The 25,310-nt window shown below is 46.2% G+C and carries 22 protein-coding genes; 3 read left to right on the top strand and 19 right to left on the bottom strand.

Translation table 11 applies throughout. The annotated features are described in order from the left end of the window. Nucleotides 1-277: 277 nt before the first annotated feature. Nucleotides 278-1,882, bottom strand: a complete 1,605-nt coding sequence (locus K2225_RS09355) for a CTP synthase (protein WP_220584491.1) — start codon at nt 1,880-1,882, stop codon at nt 278-280. A 312-nt stretch (nt 1,883-2,194) separates the two neighbouring features. Further along, nucleotides 2,195-2,737 (bottom strand): DNA-directed RNA polymerase subunit delta, encoded by a 543-nt coding sequence (rpoE, locus tag K2225_RS09360; protein ID WP_220584492.1) that lies wholly within the window; start codon nt 2,735-2,737, stop codon nt 2,195-2,197. A 251-nt stretch (nt 2,738-2,988) separates the two neighbouring features. On the opposite strand from rpoE, the gene K2225_RS09365 reads away from it, so the two are divergent. Next, nucleotides 2,989-3,303, top strand: coding sequence for a hypothetical protein (locus K2225_RS09365; protein WP_220584493.1), 315 nt, complete (start codon nt 2,989-2,991; stop codon nt 3,301-3,303). Between the two features lie 95 nt (nt 3,304-3,398). Here K2225_RS09365 and icmF read toward each other — a convergent pair whose 3' ends face one another. The 8 genes from icmF to K2225_RS09405 all read right to left on the bottom strand — a co-directional run bounded on the left by icmF (nt 3,399) and on the right by K2225_RS09405 (nt 14,915). Continuing rightward, nucleotides 3,399-6,644 carry a fused isobutyryl-CoA mutase/GTPase IcmF gene (gene icmF / locus K2225_RS09370; protein ID WP_220584494.1) on the bottom strand — a complete coding sequence of 1,082 codons (3,246 nt, stop codon included), beginning with the start codon at nt 6,642-6,644 and terminating at the stop codon, nt 3,399-3,401. A gap of 15 nt (nt 6,645-6,659) precedes the next feature. Further along, a complete protein-coding gene (locus tag K2225_RS09375) occupies nt 6,660-7,286 on the bottom strand; it encodes a TetR/AcrR family transcriptional regulator (protein ID WP_220584495.1) in 627 nt (208 codons plus the stop codon). Between the two features lie 2 nt (nt 7,287-7,288). Then, nucleotides 7,289-8,227 carry a methylmalonyl Co-A mutase-associated GTPase MeaB gene (gene meaB, locus K2225_RS09380; protein WP_146817657.1) on the bottom strand — a complete coding sequence of 313 codons (939 nt, stop codon included), beginning with the start codon at nt 8,225-8,227 and terminating at the stop codon, nt 7,289-7,291. 12 nt (nt 8,228-8,239) lie between these two features. Then, nucleotides 8,240-9,379, bottom strand: a complete 1,140-nt coding sequence (locus tag K2225_RS09385) for an acyl-CoA dehydrogenase (RefSeq protein WP_146817659.1) — start codon at nt 9,377-9,379, stop codon at nt 8,240-8,242. Between the two features lie 12 nt (nt 9,380-9,391). Beyond that, nucleotides 9,392-10,537, bottom strand: a complete 1,146-nt coding sequence (locus K2225_RS09390) for an acyl-CoA dehydrogenase (RefSeq protein WP_220584496.1) — start codon at nt 10,535-10,537, stop codon at nt 9,392-9,394. A gap of 21 nt (nt 10,538-10,558) precedes the next feature. Next, nucleotides 10,559-11,410 (bottom strand): 3-hydroxybutyryl-CoA dehydrogenase, encoded by an 852-nt coding sequence (locus K2225_RS09395; protein ID WP_146817663.1) that lies wholly within the window; start codon nt 11,408-11,410, stop codon nt 10,559-10,561. Between the two features lie 13 nt (nt 11,411-11,423). After that, nucleotides 11,424-12,611, bottom strand: coding sequence for an acetyl-CoA C-acetyltransferase (locus tag K2225_RS09400; protein ID WP_220584497.1), 1,188 nt, complete (start codon nt 12,609-12,611; stop codon nt 11,424-11,426). Nucleotides 12,612-12,782: 171 nt separating this feature from the next. Then, the gene (locus K2225_RS09405) at nt 12,783-14,915 is read right to left on the bottom strand and encodes a heterodisulfide reductase-related iron-sulfur binding cluster (protein ID WP_146817668.1); all 2,133 of its coding nucleotides are present in this window, start codon (nt 14,913-14,915) and stop codon (nt 12,783-12,785) included. A gap of 211 nt (nt 14,916-15,126) precedes the next feature. Here K2225_RS09405 and cls point away from each other — a divergent pair, with 211 nt between their 5' ends. Next, nucleotides 15,127-16,311: a cardiolipin synthase gene (cls, locus tag K2225_RS09410; protein WP_220584498.1), complete on the top strand. Its 1,185-nt coding sequence runs from the start codon at nt 15,127-15,129 to the stop codon at nt 16,309-16,311. Between the two features lie 4 nt (nt 16,312-16,315). Here cls and K2225_RS09415 read toward each other — a convergent pair whose 3' ends face one another. The 6 genes from K2225_RS09415 to speE all read right to left on the bottom strand — a co-directional run bounded on the left by K2225_RS09415 (nt 16,316) and on the right by speE (nt 21,359). Further along, nucleotides 16,316-16,495 carry a XapX domain-containing protein gene (locus tag K2225_RS09415; protein ID WP_089654841.1) on the bottom strand — a complete coding sequence of 60 codons (180 nt, stop codon included), beginning with the start codon at nt 16,493-16,495 and terminating at the stop codon, nt 16,316-16,318. A gap of 421 nt (nt 16,496-16,916) precedes the next feature. Next, complete coding sequence (gene argS / locus K2225_RS09420; RefSeq protein ID WP_146817675.1) at nt 16,917-18,584, bottom strand: arginine--tRNA ligase; 1,668 nt, start codon at nt 18,582-18,584, stop codon at nt 16,917-16,919. Then, on the bottom strand, nt 18,581-19,021 hold the full coding sequence (locus K2225_RS09425; RefSeq protein WP_146817678.1) for a YwiB family protein: 441 nt from the start codon (nt 19,019-19,021) through the stop codon (nt 18,581-18,583). Before K2225_RS09425 ends, argS begins: the two co-directional genes overlap by 4 nt. Nucleotides 19,022-19,105: 84 nt before the next feature. Further along, nucleotides 19,106-19,552, bottom strand: coding sequence for a hypothetical protein (locus tag K2225_RS09430; RefSeq protein WP_146817680.1), 447 nt, complete (start codon nt 19,550-19,552; stop codon nt 19,106-19,108). 98 nt (nt 19,553-19,650) lie between these two features. Then, a complete protein-coding gene (gene speB, locus K2225_RS09435; protein WP_220584499.1) occupies nt 19,651-20,523 on the bottom strand; it encodes an agmatinase in 873 nt (290 codons plus the stop codon). A 5-nt stretch (nt 20,524-20,528) separates the two neighbouring features. After that, complete coding sequence (speE, locus tag K2225_RS09440) at nt 20,529-21,359, bottom strand: polyamine aminopropyltransferase (protein WP_220584500.1); 831 nt, start codon at nt 21,357-21,359, stop codon at nt 20,529-20,531. Nucleotides 21,360-21,498: 139 nt separating this feature from the next. Here speE and K2225_RS09445 point away from each other — a divergent pair, with 139 nt between their 5' ends. Then, nucleotides 21,499-23,550 carry a transglycosylase domain-containing protein gene (locus tag K2225_RS09445; RefSeq protein ID WP_220584501.1) on the top strand — a complete coding sequence of 684 codons (2,052 nt, stop codon included), beginning with the start codon at nt 21,499-21,501 and terminating at the stop codon, nt 23,548-23,550. A gap of 393 nt (nt 23,551-23,943) precedes the next feature. On the opposite strand, the gene K2225_RS09450 is transcribed toward K2225_RS09445, so the two are convergent. The 3 genes from K2225_RS09450 to K2225_RS09460 form a co-directional block, all read right to left on the bottom strand. After that, nucleotides 23,944-24,285, bottom strand: a complete 342-nt coding sequence (locus tag K2225_RS09450) for a YolD-like family protein (RefSeq protein ID WP_220584502.1) — start codon at nt 24,283-24,285, stop codon at nt 23,944-23,946. 152 nt (nt 24,286-24,437) lie between these two features. Further along, nucleotides 24,438-24,665, bottom strand: a complete 228-nt coding sequence (locus K2225_RS09455) for a hypothetical protein (protein ID WP_220584503.1) — start codon at nt 24,663-24,665, stop codon at nt 24,438-24,440. A gap of 100 nt (nt 24,666-24,765) precedes the next feature. Next, a complete protein-coding gene (locus K2225_RS09460) occupies nt 24,766-25,308 on the bottom strand; it encodes a YwhD family protein (protein WP_146817727.1) in 543 nt (180 codons plus the stop codon). Nucleotides 25,309-25,310: the final 2 nt, after the last annotated feature.

Genomic DNA, 25,310 nt, shown 5'->3' on the forward strand with positions numbered 1-25,310 from the left:
CTCAGTTTCGAGACTTTTGTTGAGTGGATGGGGCTGCGGGGAGACTCCCGTGGGAGAAAGGAGATAGACGAGATCCCACAGGACGAAGTCCGAGGAAGCTCGCCACTCCCCCACAGGAAAGCGAGTAGCTTCCCAGCCACCCCTGACGCCCAAGAAGGCAACGAACCCAGGAAACATCTCGAAACTGAGTCTTACACAATCCTGCCATACACTTGAAGAACTCAATAAAAAAAGAGAGCCGGTATCCCTATAGGGGACATCGGCTCTCTTTCATTTATTATTGATTGGTTTTCATTGCTGCACCGACGAAGCCATGGAATAGTTCCTGAGGGCGGGTCGGGCGTGATTTGAATTCTGGGTGGAACTGGCTGGCTACGAACCAAGGATGATCTTCCACCTCGACGATTTCAACAAGTCGGCCATCCGGGCTTGTACCTGAGAATTTGAATCCAGCCGCTTCCATTTGTTCACGGTAATGGTTGTTAAATTCAAAGCGGTGACGGTGACGCTCATATACAACTTCTTCGCCGTAAGCTTCCATCGCTTTCGTGCCTGGCTGCAGGCGGGATGGATAGATACCAAGACGAAGAGTACCCCCAAGATCAGACACTTCTTTTTGTTCCGGAAGAAGATCGATGATCGGGTGCTCTGTGGAAGGATCGATTTCTGCTGAGTGCGCTCCTTTTAGACCAAGGACGTTCCGGGCAAATTCGACCGTTGCCAACTGCATACCAAGGCAGATCCCAAGGAAAGGCACATGGTTTTCACGCGCATAACGAATCGCATCAATTTTACCTTCAATTCCTCGGTCACCAAAACCTCCAGGAACAAGAATTCCGTCTACACCCTGCAGTTCATCTGCAACATTCTGGGCGTTCAGGTTTTCAGAGTTCACCCATTTCACGTCTACATCGGAGTCGTAGCTGTAGCCGGCATGCTTCAATGCTTCTACTACGGAAATGTAAGCATCCGGAAGCTCTACATATTTACCGACAAGCGCAATGGTTGTTTTGTGCTGAAGGTTTTTCACTTGGTCAATCAATTTGTTCCACTCTGTCATATCAGCCGGTGGCAAATCTAAACCGAAGTGCTGACAAGTCAACTCATCCAGCTTTTGTTCCTGCAAAGTGATTGGTACATTATAAAGCGTCTCAGCATCTCGCGCTTCAATAACGGCATCTTTATTAATGTCACAGAACAGAGCGATTTTCTCTTTCATATCTTCAGAAATCGCCATTTCTGTACGAAGGACGATGACATCCGGCTGGATTCCTAGTGAGCGAAGCTCCTTGACACTGTGCTGTGTCGGCTTTGTCTTCATTTCTCCTGCTGCGTTCAAATAAGGAACAAGTGTACAATGCAGGTACATCACATGCTCACGGCCGATGTCACTCTTGATTTGTCGAATGGCTTCAAGGAATGGAAGGGATTCAATGTCCCCGACCGTGCCGCCGATTTCCGTGATGACGACATCCGCGTTCGTTTCGTGACCAGCACGGAAGACACGTTCTTTGATTTCGTTCGTAATGTGAGGGATGACTTGGACCGTTCCTCCCAAATAATCACCACGACGCTCTTTTTTAATGACGTTGGAATAAACTTTTCCTGTCGTGACGTTGCTGAATTTATTCAGGTTAATATCAATGAAACGCTCGTAGTGACCAAGGTCAAGGTCCGTCTCCGCACCATCATCCGTTACGAAAACTTCCCCGTGTTGATAAGGACTCATTGTCCCCGGGTCTACGTTGATGTAAGGATCGAATTTTTGGATCGTTACCTTCATGCCTCGATTTTTTAACAAACGACCTAAAGATGCTGCCGTAATTCCTTTACCTAAAGATGATACGACACCGCCAGTTACGAAAATGTATTTTGTTGCCACGTTGAATCCCTCTTTCTCTATTTGTCTTATTTAGTTATTCACTAATCCTTGCGATTTGATAAGGGGCAATTATATAAATGCATAAGCGTCCAGGAAGACCTCCATGGCGAGACTTCATGCCTGTAAAAGAAGGTTGGACGCTGAATGATACAAAAGCACAGGCGCCTTAGCCATAACCAAGGCGCCTCTTGTGTTCGTATATAAAAAACAAAAAACGCTCCCCTCTCTCGGGGAGCGTTTGGAAATTTCGTTTAAGGAAATTAAAGAGCCCAAATAAGATTCTACTGATTTGACTTTTAAAAGTCAACCACCTTATTTATCTTCTTCTTCGTCGTCATCTCCAATGAAGCTGATGTCATCTTCCACGATTTCTTCCTCTTCTTCATCCAGGTCATCATCTTCATAATCACCTTCGAAGTCATCGTCGTCATCAAGATCTAAATCTTCATCTGTCAGCTCAAGATCATCTTCAAGCTCGTCCTCTTCTGCATCATCGAATTCGGATACACCCAACTCATCTTCAAGCAGTTTGGAAGGCTTTTTCTTCTTCTTTTTCTTTTTACGTTTTTGTGGAAGGTTGGCAATCTCCTCTTCCATTTGCTCTACAGGGTACCACTTCTTCAATCCCCAACGGTTCGTTCCGATTGTCATGAATTGACCGTCGATATTCATGTCCGTATAGAACTGGGCGATGTATTGTTCTCTCTGTGCATCAGTAAAACCTTTCATGTCTGCGATGCGCTTGAAGATTTCATTAAAGTCAATCGCTTCTCGTTCTTCTTCTAGGATTTTAGTAGCCAGTACAATCATGGAAGTTTCTTCAATTTGCTCTCGGCTCATTTCTTTTAAGCTCACGGTCCAGCACTCCTTTATATAAACAAAATAGAATAAGTGACCTCATGGGCATACGAATCACATTTAATCATACCATCCATTATATGATTTGGCCTTACAAAAATCAAATAGAGTCTTCCTTACCTTTTCTAGACAAACCTACATGAATTTAAACTTTCGATATAAAATAGAGGTTAGACATAAATGTTGGTGTTCCAGCTATTTTATTTTAAAATAAAGGTAGAATTGATCGAAAGAAGGAGAGACGTACTGTGCAAAATCATCCTTTTAACTGGGTAGCCACCATTATAGCTGCTCTAGCCATAGGCATCTGGCTGTTTACAAGCTTCGGTATGATCCATGAGGAACATAAAGAAGAAGCAGAAATTACATCCAAAACTCATAATGATGAAGGGTATTTTGTAGAAGTGGATGACAAGAAAATCCACGTCAAAGATACGAGTACATGGATGCTGTTAAAAGAAGGCGAAACGTATAACCTTACTTACGAATGGTATGGAATGAAAAAACCTTATGTAACCGAAGTGAATCAGGCCCATGACGATGATCAGGTCGGAGGTCACTAAAAGAATGGCCCTCGCTAGCATTTTAGCGAGGGCTAATTTTTTATTATCAGGTTTCATCCTTATATTAGCGACTCGAACCTATTTATTAGTCCGGCCTACATATTTCTTCTATACTGCCCGCCTACTTCATAAAGCGCGTTCGTAATTTGACCGAGGCTTGCGACTTTGACAGTTTCCATCAATTCTTCAAAGATGTTTCCTCCGCTGGAAGCCACTTGCTTCAGACGCTCCAACGCTTTCCCAGCCTCTCCTTCATTCGAAGTTTGGAAGCGACGCAATTCTGTAATCTGGTGCTCTTTTTCGTCTTTAGAGGCACGAGCCAGTTCCATGGAGTCGATCTCTTCTTCAGAAGGCGGATTCGGGTTCAAGTACGTATTCACCCCAATGATCGGGAGTTCCCCGGAATGCTTTTTCCCTTCATAATACAGAGATTCTTCCTGGATTTTGCCTCGTTGATACTGGCGTTCCATCGCACCAAGAACTCCTCCGCGGTCATTGATGCGCTCAAACTCCTGCAATACCGCTTCTTCAACGAGATCGGTCAGCTCTCTGATGATATAGGATCCTTGGAGAGAGTTTTCGTTTTTCGTCAGGCCGAACTCTTTGCTGATGATCATCTGAATGGCCATCGCTCTTCGGACAGACTCCTCTGTCGGCGTCGTAATCGCTTCGTCGTAGGAGTTCGTATGCAAAGAGTTACAGTTATCCTGGATCGCAATCAGCGCCTGCAAGGTTGTACGGATATCGTTGAAGTCAATTTCTTGAGCGTGCAGGGAGCGGCCGGACGTTTGGATGTGATACTTCAACTTCTGGCTTCTTTCGTTCGCTCCGTATTTATCACGCATGACGATGGCCCAGATGCGGCGGGCTACACGGCCAAGCACGGTATATTCCGGATCCAGACCGTTGGAGAAGAAGAACGACAGGTTTGGTGCAAACTTGTTGATGTCCATTCCTCTGCTCAAGTAGTACTCGACATAGGTGAATCCGTTAGCGAGTGTAAAAGCAAGCTGGGTGATCGGGTTCGCTCCTGCTTCTGCGATATGATAGCCGGATATGGACACAGAATAATAATTACGCACTTCGTTGTCGATAAAGTATTGCTGAATATCCCCCATCATGCGAAGCGCGAATTCTGTAGAGAAGATACATGTGTTCTGTCCTTGATCTTCTTTTAAAATATCCGCCTGAACGGTACCTCGGACAACATTAATTGTCTTCGCTTTAATGGAAGCCGCTTCTTCGGCATTCGGCTCCCGGCCGTTTTCTTCCTTGAACTTTTCAAGCTGCTGATCGATGGCAGTATTGAAGAACATCGCAAGGATGATCGGTGCCGGACCGTTGATGGTCATAGAAACGGATGTGGACGGGTCAACCAGATCAAATCCATCGTACAGCTTTTTCATATCTTCGAGCGTACATATATTGACTCCACTTTCCCCGACCTTTCCGTAAATATCCGGCCTTTCATCCGGGTCTTCTCCATATAAGGTGACTGAATCGAAAGCGGTACTGAGACGCTTTGCATCGTCGCCTTCTGATAAGTAATGGAAGCGACGATTCGTTCGTTCAGGCGTTCCTTCTCCCGCAAACTGACGCTTCGGATCTTCCCCTTTCCGCTTGAACGGGAATACACCGGCGGTAAAAGGAAAAGCACCCGGAACATTTTCACGTAACAGCCACGTCAGACGGTCTCCCCAGTCGTTGTATTTTGGAAGGGCGACTTTTGGAACCTTCGTCCCGCTGAGGCTCTCCGTCGTGATATCCATCGTAATTTCCTTATCACGGACTTTGAATGTGTACGTGTCCCCACTATATCGTTCGTGAAGGGCGTCCCAGTCCTCCAACTTCTCTTTCGCACCTCGAGAAAGATGACGTTCATAATCTTCGATTAAGCGCTGAAGACTTTCTTTCGTTGCTTCATCTTCCACGAGCTCAGCCGTACCTTTCAGCTGATAGAGTTTACGCGCTTTTTCTGCCTGGTCGTCTGTTTCTTTATGGTAATTGCGGACGGCTAGCGCAAGATCGCGCAAATACTGCTTGCGCTCATTCGGAATGATAACATTCTGCTTTTCTACTTTTTCAAGACCGGAAAATGAGGTTTCATCCTGCCATGAAAATCTATCGTTCAGCTGATCAATGATGGCCGCAAACAGCGTATTGGTTCCAGGATCATTGAATTGGCTTGCAATTGTCCCATAAACCGGGAACTTGCTGTCGTCTTCATGGAAAAGCATATGGCTGCGCTGGTACTGCTTTTTCACTTGATTAAAAGCGTCTTCTGATCCTTTTTGTTCAAATTTATTGATGACAATAAAATCAGCAAAGTCAATCATATCGATCTTCTCAAGCTGTGATGGTGCACCGAATTCCGCTGTCATGACATACATCGATAAATCGGTCACATCGGTGATCGCCGCATCCCCCTGTCCGATTCCACTCGTTTCAACGATGATGAAATCGACACCAGCCGCCTTAACGACTTGGATCGCTTCTTCAACGGCTGTGGAAAGTTCGGAACGGGCATCTCTGGTTGCCAGAGAACGCATGTATACACGTGGGTTGAAAATGGCGTTCATACGGATGCGGTCGCCAAGTAAGGCCCCGCCTGTTTTCTTTTTGGTAGGATCCACAGATAAGATCGCGATTTTTTTATCAGGAATTTCATTGACGAAGCGGCGGATTAATTCATCGGTAAGTGAGCTCTTTCCCGCTCCCCCTGTACCTGTAATGCCGAGAACGGGAATCGTTTTTTCCTGTATTTTTTCAACAGCGCTCTCAAATGCGGCAACGGCTTCCCTTTCTTTCTTCGGTGTATTCTCTACATAAGTAATGAAACGGGCAATGGATTGATGGTCTCCGGATGAGAGGCCTTCCACTCCTTTTTCCACATCAAGAGGTGGCAGGAAATCGCACTCTTCAATCATCAAGTTGATCATGCCCTGAAGGCCTAGTGTGCGACCATCTTCTGGCGAAAACACGCGTGCTACCCCGTACTCATGAAGCTCTTTAATTTCACGAGGGATGATGACGCCTCCCCCTCCACCGTAAACGCGGATGTGGCCTGCGCCCTTCTGTTCCAGCAGATCGACCATGTACTTAAAGTATTCCACATGACCTCCCTGGTACGATGAAATCGCGATCCCTTGGGCATCTTCCTGGATCGCCGCATTGACCACTTCCTCTACGGAACGGTTATGGCCGAGGTGAATGACCTCTGCCCCTGTCGCCTGTAGAATCCGCCTCATAATATTGATCGATGCATCATGGCCGTCAAAGAGGCTAGAGGCCGTCACGAAACGGACAGGGTTTTTCGGCTTATAGACTGTCGGTTGTTCCATATCCGATCATCCTTTCTATTGAAGTGTTTCTTCTTTATCGAGACCTTTCAACAACAATTGAATTTGCGTATCGGTGTAGCTTTCGATCGTGAACGTGCGCTGCAGAATCCAGCGGCGGAATCCCCACATCTGTCCCTGGACAAAAATATTGTTGGCGATCAGCTTGATTTCTTCATCCGGGTGCTCTCCAGGAAGACTGTTGACGATGACTTGTTCGAGCATCGCCACCATATCGCGCTCCTTTTGCAACACGTAATCCTGAGCATCGCGCGGCAGGGACTTGACTTCCTGATACATGACGAGGACTTCATCCTGCATATCATCCATCAGTTGAAAGTAGGAGCGAATCGCATGAATCAAACTTTGTACACTCGTCTGATGAGGATCGATTGCATCTTCCATCCGCTCTTTGACTCGCTGATAAATGGAATCACAGACGAGGAACAGGACGTCTTCTTTCTTTCGGATGTATTCATAGAGGGTTCCGATACTGAACCCGGAAGCCTTCGCAATTTCACGGGTCGTCGTCTTATGGAACCCTTTTTCTATGAATAGAGTGACCGCGCCCTTGATCATCTGATTCCTACGCTTGGAGACGAGTGCTTCATCTTTAATGGTTGAAGGTACTTGTTTTTCAGCCAAACTCACTCCCCCTTCCTTACCCATTCACGAAACCAGGACCTGGCCAGTTCATATGGATCCGCATCCGGGTTTTGAAAAGCTTCAAGCTTCTGTGTATCTTTTTCAATTTCACCTTTGACTTCCCGCCAAATTTCTTCCCGGATCAAATCGTACACTTCCAGCTGGAGCTGCTGTTTTCGACGCTCCGCCCCTTTGTTCGTCTCATACAAAAACTCACGGTGGCTTTTCATACTTTCGTAGAGTTCCGCCATCCCTTTCGCTTCGGTCGAGATCGTTTGAACAATCGGCGGTTCCCATCCTTCCGGTTGCACGATCATCATGTATTCTTCTAGTGTGGATTTTAGTTTTCTTACTCCCGGTAAGTCTGCTTTGTTGATGATGAACAAATCGGCAATTTCCATAATCCCTGCTTTGAAAATTTGCAGGACGTCCCCACTATTCGGGGTCAGCACCAGGCCTGTCGTGTCAACGACCTTCATAATATCGAGTTCGGACTGACCGACACCGACCGTTTCAACGAGAACCACATCAAATCCGTAAGCATCACATACACGGATACTGTCTTTCGTCGCCCGTGCTAAACCACCGAGGCTTCCTCTTGTCGCCATGCTTCGTATAAAGATGCCGGGGTCGAGAAAATGCTGGTTCATCCTCGTACGATCGCCAAGCAGTGCTCCTCCACTGAATGGACTGGTAGGATCGACCGCTATGACAGCGACTGTAAGGTCCTGCTGCCTTAAATAAGTGAGCAGTTGATTGATGAGCGAGCTTTTCCCCGCTCCCGGTGAACCTGTAATGCCAATGTAATGCGCCTGTTTTTGTATAGAAAAAACATCGCTCATCAGCGTGAGTTTTTCTTCATCGTCATTTTCGATCAACGTAATCGCTCGGGCCAACGCCCTCATATCCTGCTTTTGGATTCGTTCAGCCAGTGGATGCATCACACAGACCTTCTATTGGGTGACCATACGGCCGACAACGAGTCTTTGGATTTCTTGTGTTCCTTCATAGATTTGAGTGATTTTCGCATCACGCATGTAACGCTCGACAGGGTAATCTTTCGTGTAGCCATAACCCCCGTGGACCTGGACCGCTTCTGTCGTCACTTTCATCGCTGTGTCTCCTGCAAACAATTTGGCCATAGCAGAAGCCTTGGAATATGGCAGTCCCTCAGACTCTAAATAAGCGGCCTGGTAAGTAAGCAGACGAGAAGCTTCAATTTCTGTCGCCATATCAGCGAGCTTGAAAGAAATTCCCTGTAGATGAGCGATCGGCTTGCCGAACTGTTCACGCTCTTTAGCATAGTTGACGGATTCATCGAGTGCCCCCTGCGCAATTCCAACAGCCTGTGCTGCAATGCCGTTACGACCACCATCAAGGGTCATCATCGCCACTTTAAATCCTTTTCCTTCTTCGCCGAGCAGGTTTTCTTTAGGAATCTTGCAATCTTCGAAGATCAGTTCTGTCGTTGGAGACGAACGAATTCCAAGCTTTTTCTCTTTCTTGCCTGTGGTGAATCCTGGTGTATCTTTCTCCACGATAAAGGCGCTGATGCCACGATTGCCCTCATTCGGATCTGTTTTCGCAAAGACAACATAGATGTCCGCGACGCCGCCATTGGTAATCCATACCTTACTTCCGTTCAACACATAGTGGTCGCCATCAAGTTTCGCCTGCGTACGCATGGAGGAAACATCACTTCCTGCTCCCGGCTCAGATAAAGCGTAAGCTCCCAGCGCTTCTCCTGATGCGAGTTGAGTCAAATATTTTTTCTTCTGTTCTTCTGTTCCAAATTTGTAGATCGGCCAGCTTGCTAAAGAAATATGCGCTGAAAGGGTGACCCCTGTCGAAGCACAGACGCGGGAAAGTTCTTCAACTGCGATCACATAGCTGACGAAATCAGATCCGATACCGCCATATTCCTCCGGCCATGGAATCCCCGTTAAACCAAGCTCTGCCATTTTATTGAAGATTTCACGATCGAAGCGTTCCTCCTCGTCCCTTTCAGCAGCTGTTGGTTCCACTTCATTCTTTGCAAAATCGCGAACCATTTTTCTAAGCATTTCTTGTTCTTCTGTTAAAGTAAAATTCATTCTGTCATCCTCCTAGTCTGTGATCAGATGATTGCCTATGACGATTTTTTGTATTTCACTTGTACCTTCATATATTTCACAAACTTTGGCGTCCCTGAAGAAGCGCTCGACCGCATAATCTTCCGTATAACCGTATCCTCCATGGACCTGCACAGCTTCAATCGACGCTTTCACCGCTGTTTTGGATGCCATCAGTTTGGCCATTGACACTTCTTTTCCACACTTTTTGCCGGCCGCCTGCAGAGAAGCGGCGTTATAGACGAGAAGCTTCGACGCTTCTACTTCTGTCGCCATATCGGCAAGTTTGAACGATACGCCTTGCAAATGGGCGATGGGACGCCCGAACTGCTCTCGTTCTTTGGCATAGGAGACCGCATGCTCAAGCGCCGCCTCCGCAATTCCAAGGGACTGGGCGGCAATGCCGATTCGTCCGATGTTCAAATTGGCCAGCGCAATTTTATACCCTTCCCCTTCTTCTCCGAGTCGTTGGGAAACGGGAACCTCGCATTGGTCAAAGTTCAACGAAACGGTACTGGACCCGTGCAGCCCCATCTTTTTCTCTGCCTTTCCGATGGAAAAGCCAGGGGTGTCCCGCTCTACGATAAACGCACTCAATCCTCTCTTTGTTTCCACATCCGGATTCGTACGGGCGAAAACGATGAATGTATCTGCATTTCCTCCGTTGGTGATGAACACTTTAGAACCGTTGAGAATGTAATGGTCCCCTTGCTTTACTGCTCGTGTTTTCAGACTGCTCGCATCAGAACCCGCACTCGGTTCTGTCAGGGCGAATGCTCCTAAATATTCACCTGATGCCAGTTTCGGAATGTATTTGTTCTTCTGTTCTTCTGTACCGAAATACAAAATTGGATTTGTTCCAACTGAGGTGTGGACAGATAGAATGACTCCGAGCGTCGCACTCACCTTTGAAATTTCGTGAATCGCGATGATATAGGAGATGTAATCCATCTCAGCGCCGCCGTACTTCTCTGGAATAGGCACGCCCATCAACCCGAGTTCCCCCATTTTCGGAAGCAGCTCGGAAGGAAACCGATCCTCCCGTTCCATCCGCTCCACGGCAGGTGCCACCTCTTTTTCCGCAAAATCGCGGACCATTTTTCTCATCATTTCCTGTTCATCCGTGAACTGCAAATTCATTCTCGCTCTCCCCTTCACACGTTATTCGTAGGTGTAAAAACCGCGTCCAGACTTCTTCCCGAGCCAGCCTGCTTTCACGTATTTACGCAGAAGCGGACAGGGACGGTATTTGCTGTCTCCAAATCCTTCATGAAGGACTTCCATAATATATAGACACGTATCAAGACCGATAAAGTCAGCAAGCGTAAGTGGTCCCATCGGGTGATTCATCCCAAGCTTCATGACGGCATCCACATCTTCAGGAGATGCTACTCCTTCGTGAACCGTATAAATCGCTTCGTTAATCATCGGCATTAAAATTCGATTGGACACGAATCCTGGAAAGTCCTCGACTTCGACAGGGGTTTTTTCCAATTTCTTCGTCATATCTTCAATCGCCTGATACGTTTCGTCACTCGTCTGGATGGCACGAATGATTTCCACCAGCTTCATTACAGGTACAGGGTTCATGAAGTGCATGCCGATCACCTGATCTGGACGCTTAGTCGCGGCAGCAATTTCCGTAATCGGTAAGGAAGATGTATTGGTTGCCAGAATGGCATGTGCAGGAGTAATCTCATCCAGCTGTTGGAAGACGCTTACCTTCACATCCATGTTCTCAACGACCGCTTCCACGACAAGGTCACAGTCAGAGGCGTCCTTCAAGTCAGTCGTTGTCTGTAAGCGGCCATACGCCGCTTTTTGATCTTCTTCACTCATTCTTCCTTTTTCAACCGCCCGCTTCAGGCGCTTTTCAATACCCGCCAGCCCTTGATCCAGTGCATCCTGGCTCATGTCGTTCATTTTTACGTTCAATCCGGCCTGAGCAAAAACCTGAGCAATTCCCGCACCCATCTGGCCTGCCCCTATGACCATGACTTGATTGATTGTCATCCCTCATTCCTCCTTATTGTTTCGGTACCTCGATCAATACGGCGTCTCCTTGACCTCCGCCAGAACAAATCGCTGCGATTCCAAGTCCACCGCCACGGCGTTTTAATTCGTGAGCAAGGGTGAGAAGAATACGCGCACCACTGGCTCCAATCGGGTGACCCAGTGCAACAGCTCCACCATTGACGTTCACTTTATCGTGGTCAAGTCCTGCAATTTTGCCACTTGCTAAGGAAACGGCAGCAAAAGCTTCATTCACTTCAAACAGATCGATCTCTTCTATGGATTTCCCGGCTTTTTTCAACAATTTATTAATGACGAGTCCAGGCGTCTGTGGGAAGTCCTGAGCTTCCACAGCAATTTCATCGTGCGCGAGAATCGTGGCCAGTGTCTCCGCACCCAATTCTTCCGCTTTTTCGTCAGACATGAGCAGCATGGCACAAGCTCCGTCGTTGACCCCAGGGGCATTTCCTGCCGTGATCGTTCCCGTTTTATCAAAAACAGGACGAAGTTTAGCCAAAGCTTCGACCGTCGTATCTTTTCTTGGCGCCTCATCTGTATCGACAACTTTCGGATCGCCTTTTCTTTGAGGAACTTCAACTGCTGTAATTTCTTCCCCAAGCGTTCCTTCTTCTATAGCTTTCACAGCTCTCTGGTGGCTACGATACGCCCATTCATCCTGCGCTTCTCTTGTTAATTCAAATTCTTCAGCTGTCCGGTTTCCGTAGTTTCCCATATGGACATTTTCAAAGGAACATGTCAAACCATCATGCACCATCATATCTTTGACGGCGCCGTCGCCCATACGGAATCCAAAGCGTGCTTTCGGCATAAAGTAAGGCGCATTGCTCATGCTCTCCATACCTCCAGCAACGATGATATCTTCTTCCCCTAAACGGATGAACTGATCGCCCATCGTCACACTACGCATACCAGAGGCACATACTTTGTTTACGGTTTCTGTCTTTACATCCCAAGGAATGCCAGCTTCCCTTGAAGCCTGGCGGGAAGGCAGCTGTCCCTGACCGCCCTGAAGGACAGTCCCCATAATGACCTCATCCACATCTTCTGCTTTTACGTTGGCACGTTCCAAAGCTGCCTTGATCGCAATACCTCCAAGCTGTGCAGCTGTCAAAGGTGCAAGCGATCCTCCTAATTTTCCAAAAGGGGTACGGGCTCCAGCAACAATTACAGTTTTACGCATGTTTATTCCTCCTCTTATTGATAACGCTTTCAAAATTGACGATTGAACGCTCGCTCAAAATCGCCCCATAAGGAAAGTGTACATAAAACACTGTACACTTTCCACAATTTTCATACTATTTTTTCTTTTAACGGGATCGTTCGACGGTCAAAAAATTGGTCAAACGTTTGATTAAGCGGTCTTCTCTTCTGTTTTCTCAAACATGGATTTTGCGAGGATCTCGGCAATATCCATCGTGCTGACTTCCTCTTCCACTTCTTTCGCTTTCGTTCCATCGGAAAGCATCGTCAGACAGAATGGACAGCCACTGGAGATCATTGTCGGTTCAACTTCAAGCGCCTGTTCGGTACGGGCGACGTTGACACGGTTTCCGGATTTCTCTTCCATCCACATCATCCCGCCCCCAGCTCCACAGCACATGCCGTTGGAACGGTTACGCTTCATTTCAACCACTTCGACGCCAGGAATCATTTCTAACACCTCACGCGGTGGCTGGTACACTTCGTTGTAGCGACCGAGGTAACAGCTATCGTGGTAAGTGATTTTCTCTTTCACGACCCCTTCTGGTTTCAAGCGGCCCTCTTTCAACCATTCGGCAAGCATTTCCGTATGGTGATAAACTTCAGCTTCAAGTCCAAAGTCCGGATACTCATTTTTGAAAATGTTGTAGGCGTGCGGGTCGATCGTAATGATTTTCTTCACGTTATGTTTTTCGAATTCTTTCATATTCTTTTCAGCAAGCTCCTGGAAAAGGAATTCATTCCCCATACGGCGGGCTGTATCTCCGGAGTTTTGCTCTTTATTACCAAGAATTGCGAACTTGATATCCGCTGCATTCATCAGTTTGGCAAAAGCCATCGCGATTTTCTGGCTGCGGTTATCGTAAGAGCCCATCGAACTAACCCAGAATAAGTATTCGAATTCTTCTCCTGATTTTTTCAATTCTTTCACAGTAGGGATTTGAACATCCTCATCCAACTGTCTCCAGTCTTCACGTTCTTTCTTAGAAAGTCCCCACGGATTTCCTTGACGTTCGATGTTCATCATCGCACGCTGTCCATCAGCATCCATTTTTCCTTCTGTCAAAACTAAGTAACGGCGAAGGTCGATGATTTTATCGACGTGTTCGTTCATGACCGGGCAGGCATCTTCACAGTTACGGCAAGTCGTACAAGCCCAAAGCTCTTCTTCTGTGATGACATCTCCGATCAAGCTCTTATTGTTGACTGCATCCAGCGTAGCTGCTGCTTCATCTGATCCTTGAGAGCGGGACATTTGTGCGAGCGTATTTCCTTCTGTTCCGGAAAACGCATAAGCAGGCACCCATGGAGATTGGCCGGTCACAGCCGCTCCTTTTTCTGTCAGATGATCTCTCAATTTTACGATCAGGTCCATTGGCGAAAGCATTTTACCGGAGCCTGATGCCGGACAGACGTTGGTACAGCGTCCACATTCCACACAGGCATAAAAATCGATCATTTGCAGCTGATTGAAGTCTTCGATTTTTCCAACTCCGAAAGATACGTCTTCTTCATCTGCATCTTCGTCGATTTCAAAATCAATCGGTTTTAGTTTTCCAGGTGGTTCTTCACGGCTCAAAAACACGTTGACTGGTGCTGCAATCAGGTGTGCGTGTTTCGACTGAGGTACATAAACCATGAATGTAAGCAGGATGAGCAGGTGGATCCACCACATAATGAAGAACACGGTTGCAGCAGCTGCAGGAGGCAGCCAGCCGAAAGCGCTTGCAATTCCGGACGCAACAGGTTCTGTCCATGCACCTTCATGGCCATGCCAGATGAGCCCCATGCCATTTCCTACAAGAACGGTGACCATCAAAGTCCCAATAAAGATCAGGACAAGTCCTGCCTTGAAGCCACGCTTCAAGCGAACCAACTTCTCAATATAACGGCGGTAGAACGCCCAAATGACAGCGACTAGGATCGTCAGTGTCACGATTTCCTGAAAGAATGTAAAGCCTGGATAGAAAGGCCCTAAAGGCAGATGAGAATCTGGAGCCAGTCCCTTCCAGATAAAGTCGATTGCCCCGAATTGGACGAGGATAAATCCATAAAACATCATGACGTGGATGATGCCCGACTTCTTATCTTTCAATAACTTCTTTTGTCCAAAAACATAAATCCAAATCTTCTGCAAACGCCTCTTCAGCTGTCTGTCATACTCGAATTTTTTCCCCAGTTTAATGTAAGCGACGCGGGTCTGAACGACACGGACGAACAAGTACAGGCCGTAGACAAGGACGCCAAGGAATAAAATCCAGTTTGCCACCAACAACGGATTCATTGGTTCTCCCCCTCTTTGTTGTTGTCGCGCGATGGCGACTTCCCTTTTCTCCGATCAGAAAATCGACAATTAATCTTATAATTTTCTGAATCTTATAGCTTTACTATAAATTATGAATGAGCATTCAGTCAACATATTTTCGTGTTTTTCCTTTTGAAACCTGTAAAAACGGGGAAACTATCAGGAAGATATTTTTTAGGAGGGAAGAAAGATGCTCGTCACTATCATATTATTTATCCTTTTGTTTCTATTCCTTCTTTTCATCGACTTTAGAATGGGACGGGCAAAGCACAAGAAAAACCATAGACCCATTCCTTTACCGGAGACCCTCGGTAATTACAAATTATATAAGAATGGTTCGGTCCTTTTTGAGCAGATGTTCCAGGAAATTTCTGAAGCTAAGAAACAAGTCGACGTCTATTTCTACTTGATCGATAACGATTATATTAGTGAGAATTTCTTAGATGTATTGAAGAACAAGGCCAGAAACGGTGTTCCTGTGCGTCTGCTTGTCGACAGGCTCGGAGGATACAAAATTAATAAGTCAGCCAGAAAGAAACTAAAAGACGCAGGGGTTGATTTCTATTTCGCCGAAACTCCCGGATTCCCCTTCTTTTTTTATCGATTAAATAGGAGAAATCATAGAAAAATTACGGTTATTGACGGAAAAGTAGGATATGTAGGTGGATTTAACATCGGAAAGAATTATATAGGGGAATCAGCAAAATTCGGAGACTGGAGAGACTATCACCTGCGTTTGACAGGCCCCGTCGTTTCAGAAATCCATAAGGTCATGCTGGATGATTGGTACCTGGCTTCAGGAGAAACACTCTCTCCTTGTGAGCCTTCTGATGACGGAGAGTATAAAATGAACATTATGGCGACCGACGGTGTCGAGCTGGAACAAGAATTTTCGAAGATGATTACCTCTGCAAAAAAAGAAATTCTGATCGGCTCTCCCTATTTCATTCCGACACCCAGGTTACAAAACGACTTAAAGCAGGCCATTGACCGTGGCGTTGAGCTTCACATTATGATCCCAATGAAGGCCGATCATCCATTTGTAAAGCCTGCAGCCATCCCTTATTTAAAAGAGCTTTACTATAGTGGAGCCTCTATTCGTTTATTTGATGCAGGCTTTTATCATTCTAAAATCATCATCATAGACGGAACATTTGCCGATATTGGTACGGCCAATTTCGACCGTCGGAGTTTCTTTTTAAACAAGGAAATCAACACCTATGTGTATGATGAGGACTTCATCAATGACTTGCGAGCGGCCTACTTTGAAGATGCTGGTGACGCCATTCCTTTCAATGAACACTGGCTCAAGCGCCGTTCATTCACCACCCGCCTGAACCAGAGAATTGCCGTATTGTTGAGACCGTTCTTGTAATCCTTCACTTGAAAAATTCAGCGAACATGGGACCTGCCCACGCCATAACTTTAAAACCGAGGTAGATCCCAATGATTCCTGCAACTCCGGCAAACGCAGGCGGAGCTGGAATCGGTAATTTGAACCCTGCAAAAACCAATCCAACGATGAACCCTGTAATCAATGCGAGAATGACTTCTTTCACCTTTTCCACAACCTTTCGATATGTAAGATCCAGTACTAGTTTTTGCTTGCATGCTCCTTGTCATGCAAGCTTCTTTTTATGTTACGAAACCCCTCCTCTATTGATTCACCAAAAAAGCCAACTGATTCCTACATAAGCTCCCTATAATGGAAGACTCAGTTTCGAGATTTTTGTTGAGTGGATGAGGGCTACAGGGAATTGCTCGCTTTCGGCGGGAGCGCGGTGAGCCTCCTCGGAGGAAAGCGAGTAGCTTCCCAGCCAATCCCTGACTCCTAATAAAGCAAACGAACCCCAAAAGTCTCAAAACTGAGTATTCCAAAACCTGCCATATCCTTCAATAACATAATACCTTTTTGTGTAAATATAGAAAAAGAGCGCCCCTGCTCTATTAGCAAAGACGCCCTTTTCCTAGTATATGGAATTACATTTGGTTTGGTGCAGAAACTCCGATTAATCGAAGTGCATTGTTCAAAGTTGTACGGACAGCTTTCATCAAGGCAATTCTCGCTGCTGTCAGCTCTGGATTCTCATCGTCCAGTACTTTGACAGCATTATAAAAGCTGTGCAGGTTCGATGCGAGATCGAATGCATATTGAGTCACGCGGTGTGGCGTGCGTTTTTCTGCGGCATCTGCCACCACTTGCGGGAATTCTCCGAGACGCTTGAGAAGGTCTTCTTCTTTCTCAGCTGTGAGATAGCTTCCGTCAAATGAATCTTTCACTAGACCCTTTTCTTCTGCCTGCTTCAGCATCGTGCAAATGCGGGCATGTGCATATTGTACGTAATACACAGGGTTTTCGTTCGACTCTGAACGGGCAAGGTCCATGTCAAAGTCCAGGTGGGAATCACTGGAGCGCATGGAGAAGAAGTAACGCATGGCATCAATTCCTACCTCTTCCATCAGTTCACGAAGGGTAACCGCTTTTCCTGTACGCTTACTCATTTTCACCTTTTCGCCGTCCTGGAACAAATTCACCATTTGGATGATTTCTACTTCCAACGTATCTTTTTCGTAACCAAGCGCCTGGATGGCTGCTTTCATTCGTGGAATGTAGCCATGGTGGTCGGCTCCCCAAATGTTGATCAGTGTATCAAACCCACGATCCAATTTGTTTTTATGGTAAGCGATATCCGGCGTCAAGTACGTGTACGTTCCATCATTTTTAATGAGTACGCGATTTTTGTCATCTCCGAACTTCGTCGTTTCAAACCATGTCGCATCATCTTTTTCAAACACATAGCCTTGGTCTTTTAATACCGCCAGCGCATCTGTGATCTGATCATCGTTATAAAGGGAAGTTTCAGAGAACCACTCATCAAATGGAACACGGAATTCTTCCAGGTCTGTTTTAATTTTATCCAAAAGGAACTTCAATCCATACTCACGGAAGAACTGAAGGCGCTCTTCTTCCGCAACATCGACCCATTTTTCACCGTCTTCACTGACGAGCTTTTCAGCTAAACCGATGATATCCCGGCCGTGGTAGCCATCTTCCGGCATGCTCCACTCTTTTCCGAGGTTCTGCATATAGCGGGCTTCCAGAGATTTCGCCAGATTGGCCATTTGGTTCCCGGCATCATTAATGTAATATTCACGGGAAACATCGTATCCTGCAGCATCCAATACATTGCAAAGGGAATCACCGACAGCCGCACCACGTGCGTGACCTAAGTGAAGGGTTCCTGTCGGGTTGGCAGAGACAAACTCCACCTGGATTTTATGCCCTTCTCCACTATTGCTGCGTCCATACTCTTCTCCAGCATCCAGAATCGTAGGCACCAATTCAGTCAAATACTGATTGTTCATATAAAAGTTGATGAACCCTGGTCCGGCAATTTCAATTTTCTCAATAGACGCTTTGGACTTGTCGAACTGCTCTACGAGATCGGTCGCGATGGCACGTGGGTTCTTTTTGGCTACGCGTGCCAGCTGCATCGCCATGTTTGTGGCATAATCTCCGTGCGCTTTGTCTTTCGGCTGCTCCAGGATTACTTCAGGCATTTCTTCCTCAGATGCAAGCTCAGCAGCAAGGACTGAGCGCACAATTTCATCCTTCAGTTTCTGTTCCATTTGTTCAACGATATTCATGAATCGCTCTCCTCCTCAAACGTCAACGTCAAGCGGTGGGCTTGAGTCACTTCATGGTTTAAAGTCATGGTATAACTTAAATACAGTCGGCCCTGTGTGGATTCTTCCAAAGAACGGAATTCCACTTTATCTGTTAAGGTTTTCATATGAAAATCACCATACGTATGGTGATATAAATTTTCCGTTTCCGTGGATGTCTGGAAAACCTGGCGCATTTCCACGCCACCGCTTCGTTTGATGCTGACATGTTCCGGTTTAATCGTCACCATCGTACTGACCGGTTCTCCGTCTTCCGGGTGCTCAGTAAAGGTGAGCACTTGCGTATCGCCTCGTTTAAAAAACTGCCCAGATTCCTGGATCTTCATCGTTTCTTTACGATCCCCATCCTGTATCTCTGTAACAAGCTGCACCTGGACATCTTTTGCGTGACTTGGCATGTTCCCTCCACCTTTTCTATCGCCATTTTTACGTACATGATATAACTAATATATTATAAGAACTCGAACAGAAAAACGCAAGCATCATTGTAGCAGAAGGTTGACGTATTCATGGACTTCCTTCACTTGGGCGACGTGATTCGGAATCGAATAAGCCGCATATAGAACTAGGATAGCCAAAACAATCGTCAAGTACCACTTGAATGATAGATTTTTTTTGAGCGGACGGCGGTCCGGCACAATGGCGAATAGTAAGAATGGAAGCAGGAGGCCGACCACCCATACATCTGTACTCCACTGTTTATTCTCCACAGAAACAGCCAAGGTGAACTGCAGAAGCTCGTTCATACGTTCTGCCACGTTCACTTCAGCCACCTCTGCTTTCCCTATTCCTTCGTTGATCACTAGTGTATCTCCATTCAACTCATACGAAATGTTGGATGGGTTCCAGTTTGCTCCATAAGTGAGAAGCAACAACGGGAGCATGATCAATACATAAATCGCTGCTACTCCAATCGTCTTTTTATCCAAAACAAAAGCTCCTTTGTATCGTGTCTTTTCAACTAGGTCGATCCATATAGAAAAGCCACTATGAAGACCTCTCACAGTGGCTTGTTCCATTCTATCATTTATTTGACGAACCCTAAAAGCATTTCGCGAATGAACTTACTGGCAGCAATCTGCGTCTTCTCTGTCGGGTCATAGGCCGGAGCCACTTCAACGAGATCCGCCCCCACAATGTTCAAATCGCTGCCCGCTAAGGCATGGATGCTTGCAAGCAGTTCTTTCGACGAGATGCCGCCCGCTTCTGCGGTCCCTGTTCCTGGGGCGAAGGCAGGATCGAGCACATCAATATCAATCGTGACGTATACCGGACGGCCGGCCAGTTCAGGAAGCACTTTTTTCAAAGGTTCCAGCACCTCGAACCTTGCCATATACATCCCGGATTCTTCTGCATATTGAAACTCTTCACGCATACCGGAGCGGATGCCAAATGAATACACATTTTCTGCACCCAGCAACTCACACGATTTACGAATCGGTGTCGAGTGGGACAACACTTCCCCTTCATACTCCTCACGCAGATCCGCGTGGGCATCAATATGGATGATCGCGAGGTCAGGATGTTTTTTGTACATCGCCTGAATGACAGGCCATGTGACGAGATGCTCCCCTCCAAGACCAAGAGGGAATTTTCCTTTTTCAATCAACTCATCGAGATACCCTTCAATAATATCCAGACTCCGTGCTGCATTTCCGAAAGGCAGCATCAGATCGCCGGCATCATGATAGTTCACTTCTTCCAAGTGACGATCGAGATACGGGCTGTATTCCTCCAGCCCAATCGAAGCTTCACGAATACGGTTCGGGCCGAAGCGTGACCCTGGGCGGAAGCTGACAGTCCAGTCCATCGGCATCCCGTAAATGACAGCATCCGCTTCCTCTTCCGTCGCCCGGCTCATGATAAATACTTTTCCAGAGTAGGATTCATCAAAACGCATGCGGGTCACTCCTTCGTCAGATCTTTGACGAACTTCGGCAGTGCAAAGCATGCGCGGTGAATTTCGTCAGTGTAATATTTCGTATCGATTTCTGCAAAACGTTCCTCTTTGACTTGTAGAGGGTCATGGACTTTACTTCCCATGGTAAATGTCCACAGCCCACTAGGATAGGTCGGGATGTTCGCTGTGTACACTTTTGTGATCGGGAAGGTTTCTTTCACATCGCTATACACCTGACGGATCAGATCTGCTTTAAACCATGGATTATCCGTTTGAGCGACGAAAATACCGTCTTCTTTCAAAGCTTTGGCAATTCCCTCATAGAACCCTTTGGAGAAAAGATTGACGGCCGGTCCTACAGGCTCTGTGGAATCGACCATGATGACATCATACTCGTTTTCACTTTTGGCGATGTGCATGAAGCCGTCGTCCACCTTCACTTCTACTCTTGCATCTTCGAGCGCCCCTGCAATGGAAGGCAGATACTTCTTCGAATACTCGATGACTTTTCCATCGATTTCAACAAGTGTCGCTTTCTCCACACTTTCATGTTTCAATACTTCGCGGATGACGCCACCATCTCCGCCACCAACCACAAGAACGTTTTTTGGATTCGGGTGAGTAAACAATGGAACATGGGCAACCATTTCGTGATAAACGAATTCATCCTTCTCTGTCGTCATGACCATGTCATCAAGAACGAGCATATTGCCCCACTCCGCTGTTTCCAGCATCTCTAAATCTTGAAAGTCGGTTTTCTCACTATGCAGGGAGCGATTGACCTTCGCTGTAATCCCGAAATGATCGGTCTGTTTCTCTGTAAACCAAGTACCCATGTTGCATTTCTCCTTTTTCATCTATGAAATAACTTTCATCGCTTTTGTGTTTGTTTCACTCAAGAAGTTTATTTTACTACGTATTCTCACATAATAATAGCAGTCTTTATACATTCGTAACAGTTAGGAGTATAAAAGAATGCGATCATTTTTCAGAACCACTTATAGATGGGCGGTCCGAGGAATGAAACTCACCGTCTTTGGCACAATCATAGGGATTGTCGGAATCATCGGCGTACTGATCTACGCTATCACCCAGGGACCTCCATCGTTGATGACTGAACAAAATACCGTCTTCTACGGGACTGATGGGGAAATCATAGGAGAAGAGCAAGGGGCCGAAGAACGTTATTGGATTAACATAGAGGAAATGCCGGAATCTATTAAAGACGCGACATTAGCTATTGAAGACCGGCGTTTCTATAACCACTTCGGTTTCGACTTGAAGCGTATTGCGGCAGCTGCGCTTACGGACATTAAGCAAATGAGGATGGCCGAGGGGGCCAGCACCATCACCCAGCAGTACGCAAGAAACTTATACCTTTCCCATGATAAAACATGGAAACGGAAACTGAACGAGGCTCTCTATGCCTTACGATTAGAAATTTTTTATAACAAAGATGAAATATTGGAAGGTTATCTAAACACCATCTATTACGGCCACGGGGCTTATGGAATTGAAGCCGCTAGCCGGCAGTATTTCAACAAACATGCGGCAGATCTTACTTTGACGGAAGCTTCCATGTTAGCCGGCATCCCAAAAGGCCCGACCTATTATTCGCCACTCGCAAACGCGGAACGAGCAGAAGCAAGACAGCAGCAAATCTTAGCTGAAATGGAACGGAACGGCTATATCACTTCCTCTGAAAAAAGAGCAGCCGTGGAAGCGAGCATTTCCTATGCAGATGGTGAAGAAGATGAAACCCAGGAGATTGCTCCTTACTTTCAAGACCAAGTTGTTACCGAAGCGGCTCAGCTTCTTGATGTAGACAGAGAAAGTGTACAGACAGGCGGCTATCATATTCACACCACTTTAATTGAAGAGCATCAACGGATTCTTGAAGAACAGGTGAAAAGGACCATTCCAGGAAGTGCAGAGATCCAAACCGCATCTGCGGTGATGGATAGCCATTCTGGAGCGATTACCGCCCTTGTCGGTGGTAAAGATTATGGAGAAAGTCCATTCAACAGAGCCACCCAGGCGAAGCGTTCCGTCGGTTCAACCATCAAACCTTTTCTGTATTATGCAGCGCTCGCAGAAGGGTATTCCCCTGTCACGATGAAAGAGACGCAGCCTATTGAAATTGAAGTGAAAGGTAAAAGTGAACCTTATATCCCTTCTAATTTCAACGACCAATATGCAGAGGAACCGATTTCCATGGCCCAAGCCCTGGCCGTTTCCGATAATATTTATGCGGTGAAGACCCACATGGATATCGGACCGGAAAAGCTAGGAAAAACAATGAAGACGTTCGGTGTTGAGGAGACGTTCAAACCACACCCGTCCCTTGCCTTGGGATACTCTTCCATCTCCCTTTTCGATATGGTCAGTGCCTATGGAAAAATGGTGAAAGGAACGGAATCCATAGAAGGCCATACCATCGCTAAAATTACGGACCGGCATGGGAATGTTCTTTATGAGTACAAACCGACTTACAATAAAGATGATGCTGTCGATCGAGTGCGGGCATTCACCGTCACCCATATGATGACAGGAATGTTCGATCCGGTTTTAGACGCTGATTATGCATCGGTTACTGGGACTCCAATTAAAGGGAAGCTGACACGCATGTATGGAGGAAAGTCCGGCACCACCGACAACGACAGCTGGATGATCGGATTCAGTCCTCAATACGTCTCCGCTGTATGGGTCGGGTATGACGAAGGCAGCAAGCCGCTTGAAGGCTTCAATGACCATCGGTATGCAAAGGCTATCTGGGCGGATACGATGGAGAAAATACATGAGAATGAGCCTACAGCAGCCTTCATTCCACCCCCAGGAGTAAAAGGAGTCTACATTGATCCTGAAACCGGCTATGTTGCAGGCCCCAACTGTCCTCAGGAAAGATTAGTGTACATGGAAGAATCCGATATACCTAAGGATGTTTGTGGCGGGGACGAAAGTAAAGATGTTGATGATGAATTCAAAGATGATCCATGGTTCAAAGATGTTGTTGATTGGTTCTTTTAATGCTTTTCCGGTCGCTTTGGCGCGACTCATGCCTCCTTTGGCGCGACTCATGCCTCCTTTGGCGCGACTCATGCCTCCTTTGGCGCGACTCATGCCTCCTTTGGCGCGACTCATGCCTCCTTTGGCGCGACTCATGCCTCCTTTGGCGCGAAAGGTCATCCTCACATCGGATGACCTTTCGCTTTTTTTAAGAAACATTGGGGCAGCGTTCATCAGAAAATAAAAAAAGACAGAGAAAACGACCGGGGATAACCGGTCGCTTTCTCTGTCCTAGTAAACATGTATAACCCATGTGTTACTTAATATATTACCCTTATCGCTAATTCGTCAAGATTGGGCGTCTGAATTCTTACACTTTTTTCATGAACATTTTGTGAACAAATCGTGAACACCTTACAAAATGGCAAGGTCAGCGATATCATCCAAGGGGATACGGATTGTCTCTTTTGTTTGTCCATCCACCCCCGTTACCATGTGATTGTTACGGTTCACATGGGTCACCTTCATCCTTATGTCTTCATAATCGAAACCATTGTGGACTCTAACCTGGACAGTAAGATTGTCCGTTAGTGCCCTCTGCAAAAGAAAATCAATCTCGACAGCTTTCTGTTCATCCATGATTCCTTTTTCTACCCGCTGGTCTTCTTTCCAAAGTTTTTTCACCATTTCTACATGCTCCGGTAACATGAGCGATGTCCACTTGATCGTCCCGCGATCACGATTCCGGTTATCCATTATTGGCTCCCTCCACCACGAACGTTTGTTCTTATTCTATCATAAAAGAGGGAATCGTAAACTGGAATTTTCATACTTACGAAAACCATCCGATGTCCACCCATATCCTTCTCTAGTCCAGAAAAGTAAAAAAAGTGGGAGTACACATCAGACTACTCCATTTCTTTGTTTCCTGCGTTGGCTTTCTTCTGATATCCGAAAACGAAAATACAACTGACATAGATCACGAATGCGCCTGCAACAAACCATAGCCCTGATGTTAAATACTCATGGTCTGCATAAAACGACCATTTAAACAGGAAGTGAAGAATTCCTGAAATCAAACCCACAAAAGCAATTACCAAATGGAACACTACATCATCTTCTAAAACCCTTTTCATAGGAGTTTCTCCTTTCTTCTATGAGAAATCTAATTAGAAAGAGGGAAACCCTTCAGATTCCCCTCTCTCCGTATCGATGCTATGAGCTTTCCACCATGAATTATTGTACACCCAGAGAGTCTTTTAGTTCCTGCGCCGTGTTCTCCCATAATTCTGGTTTAAAGTCACGCAGATATTCACCAAGCAGCTTCTTGGACTTTTCATCAAGGTGATCGACGACAAAGCGCCCCTTCAAAGATTTATCCATATGATTCACATGTTCAGGCATCAATTTGTATCCGCGCTTGATGGACCTGTCCACGACAATCTCACTGGCAGCCACACCATGGTAACACGGCTTTCCTTCCTGATGATCCACCGTTACCCATGCAATCCAATATTGCAGTCCGTTTTTAACCACTTCACGGTCCGTGATGAATTTAATACGTTTCTCTACCTTACTGCGCGCATGAAGCGCACCCATATCGACATAGGCTTCCTCTTCATTAGGATCCACAATGACCGGGGTCATATTTTCCAAACTGATGGAACCGACACCATATCCCCCATGACCATCGGTCGAATCATCTTTAATAATTGTGAATTGGTTCTTCTTTTTATCGTTGCTTTCACCTTTGTTTTTAAATTGATCGAACTCTTTCATAA

This window comes from Halobacillus sp. Nhm2S1, assembly GCF_019599545.1.
GTDB lineage: Bacteria > Bacillota > Bacilli > Bacillales > Halobacillaceae > Halobacillus.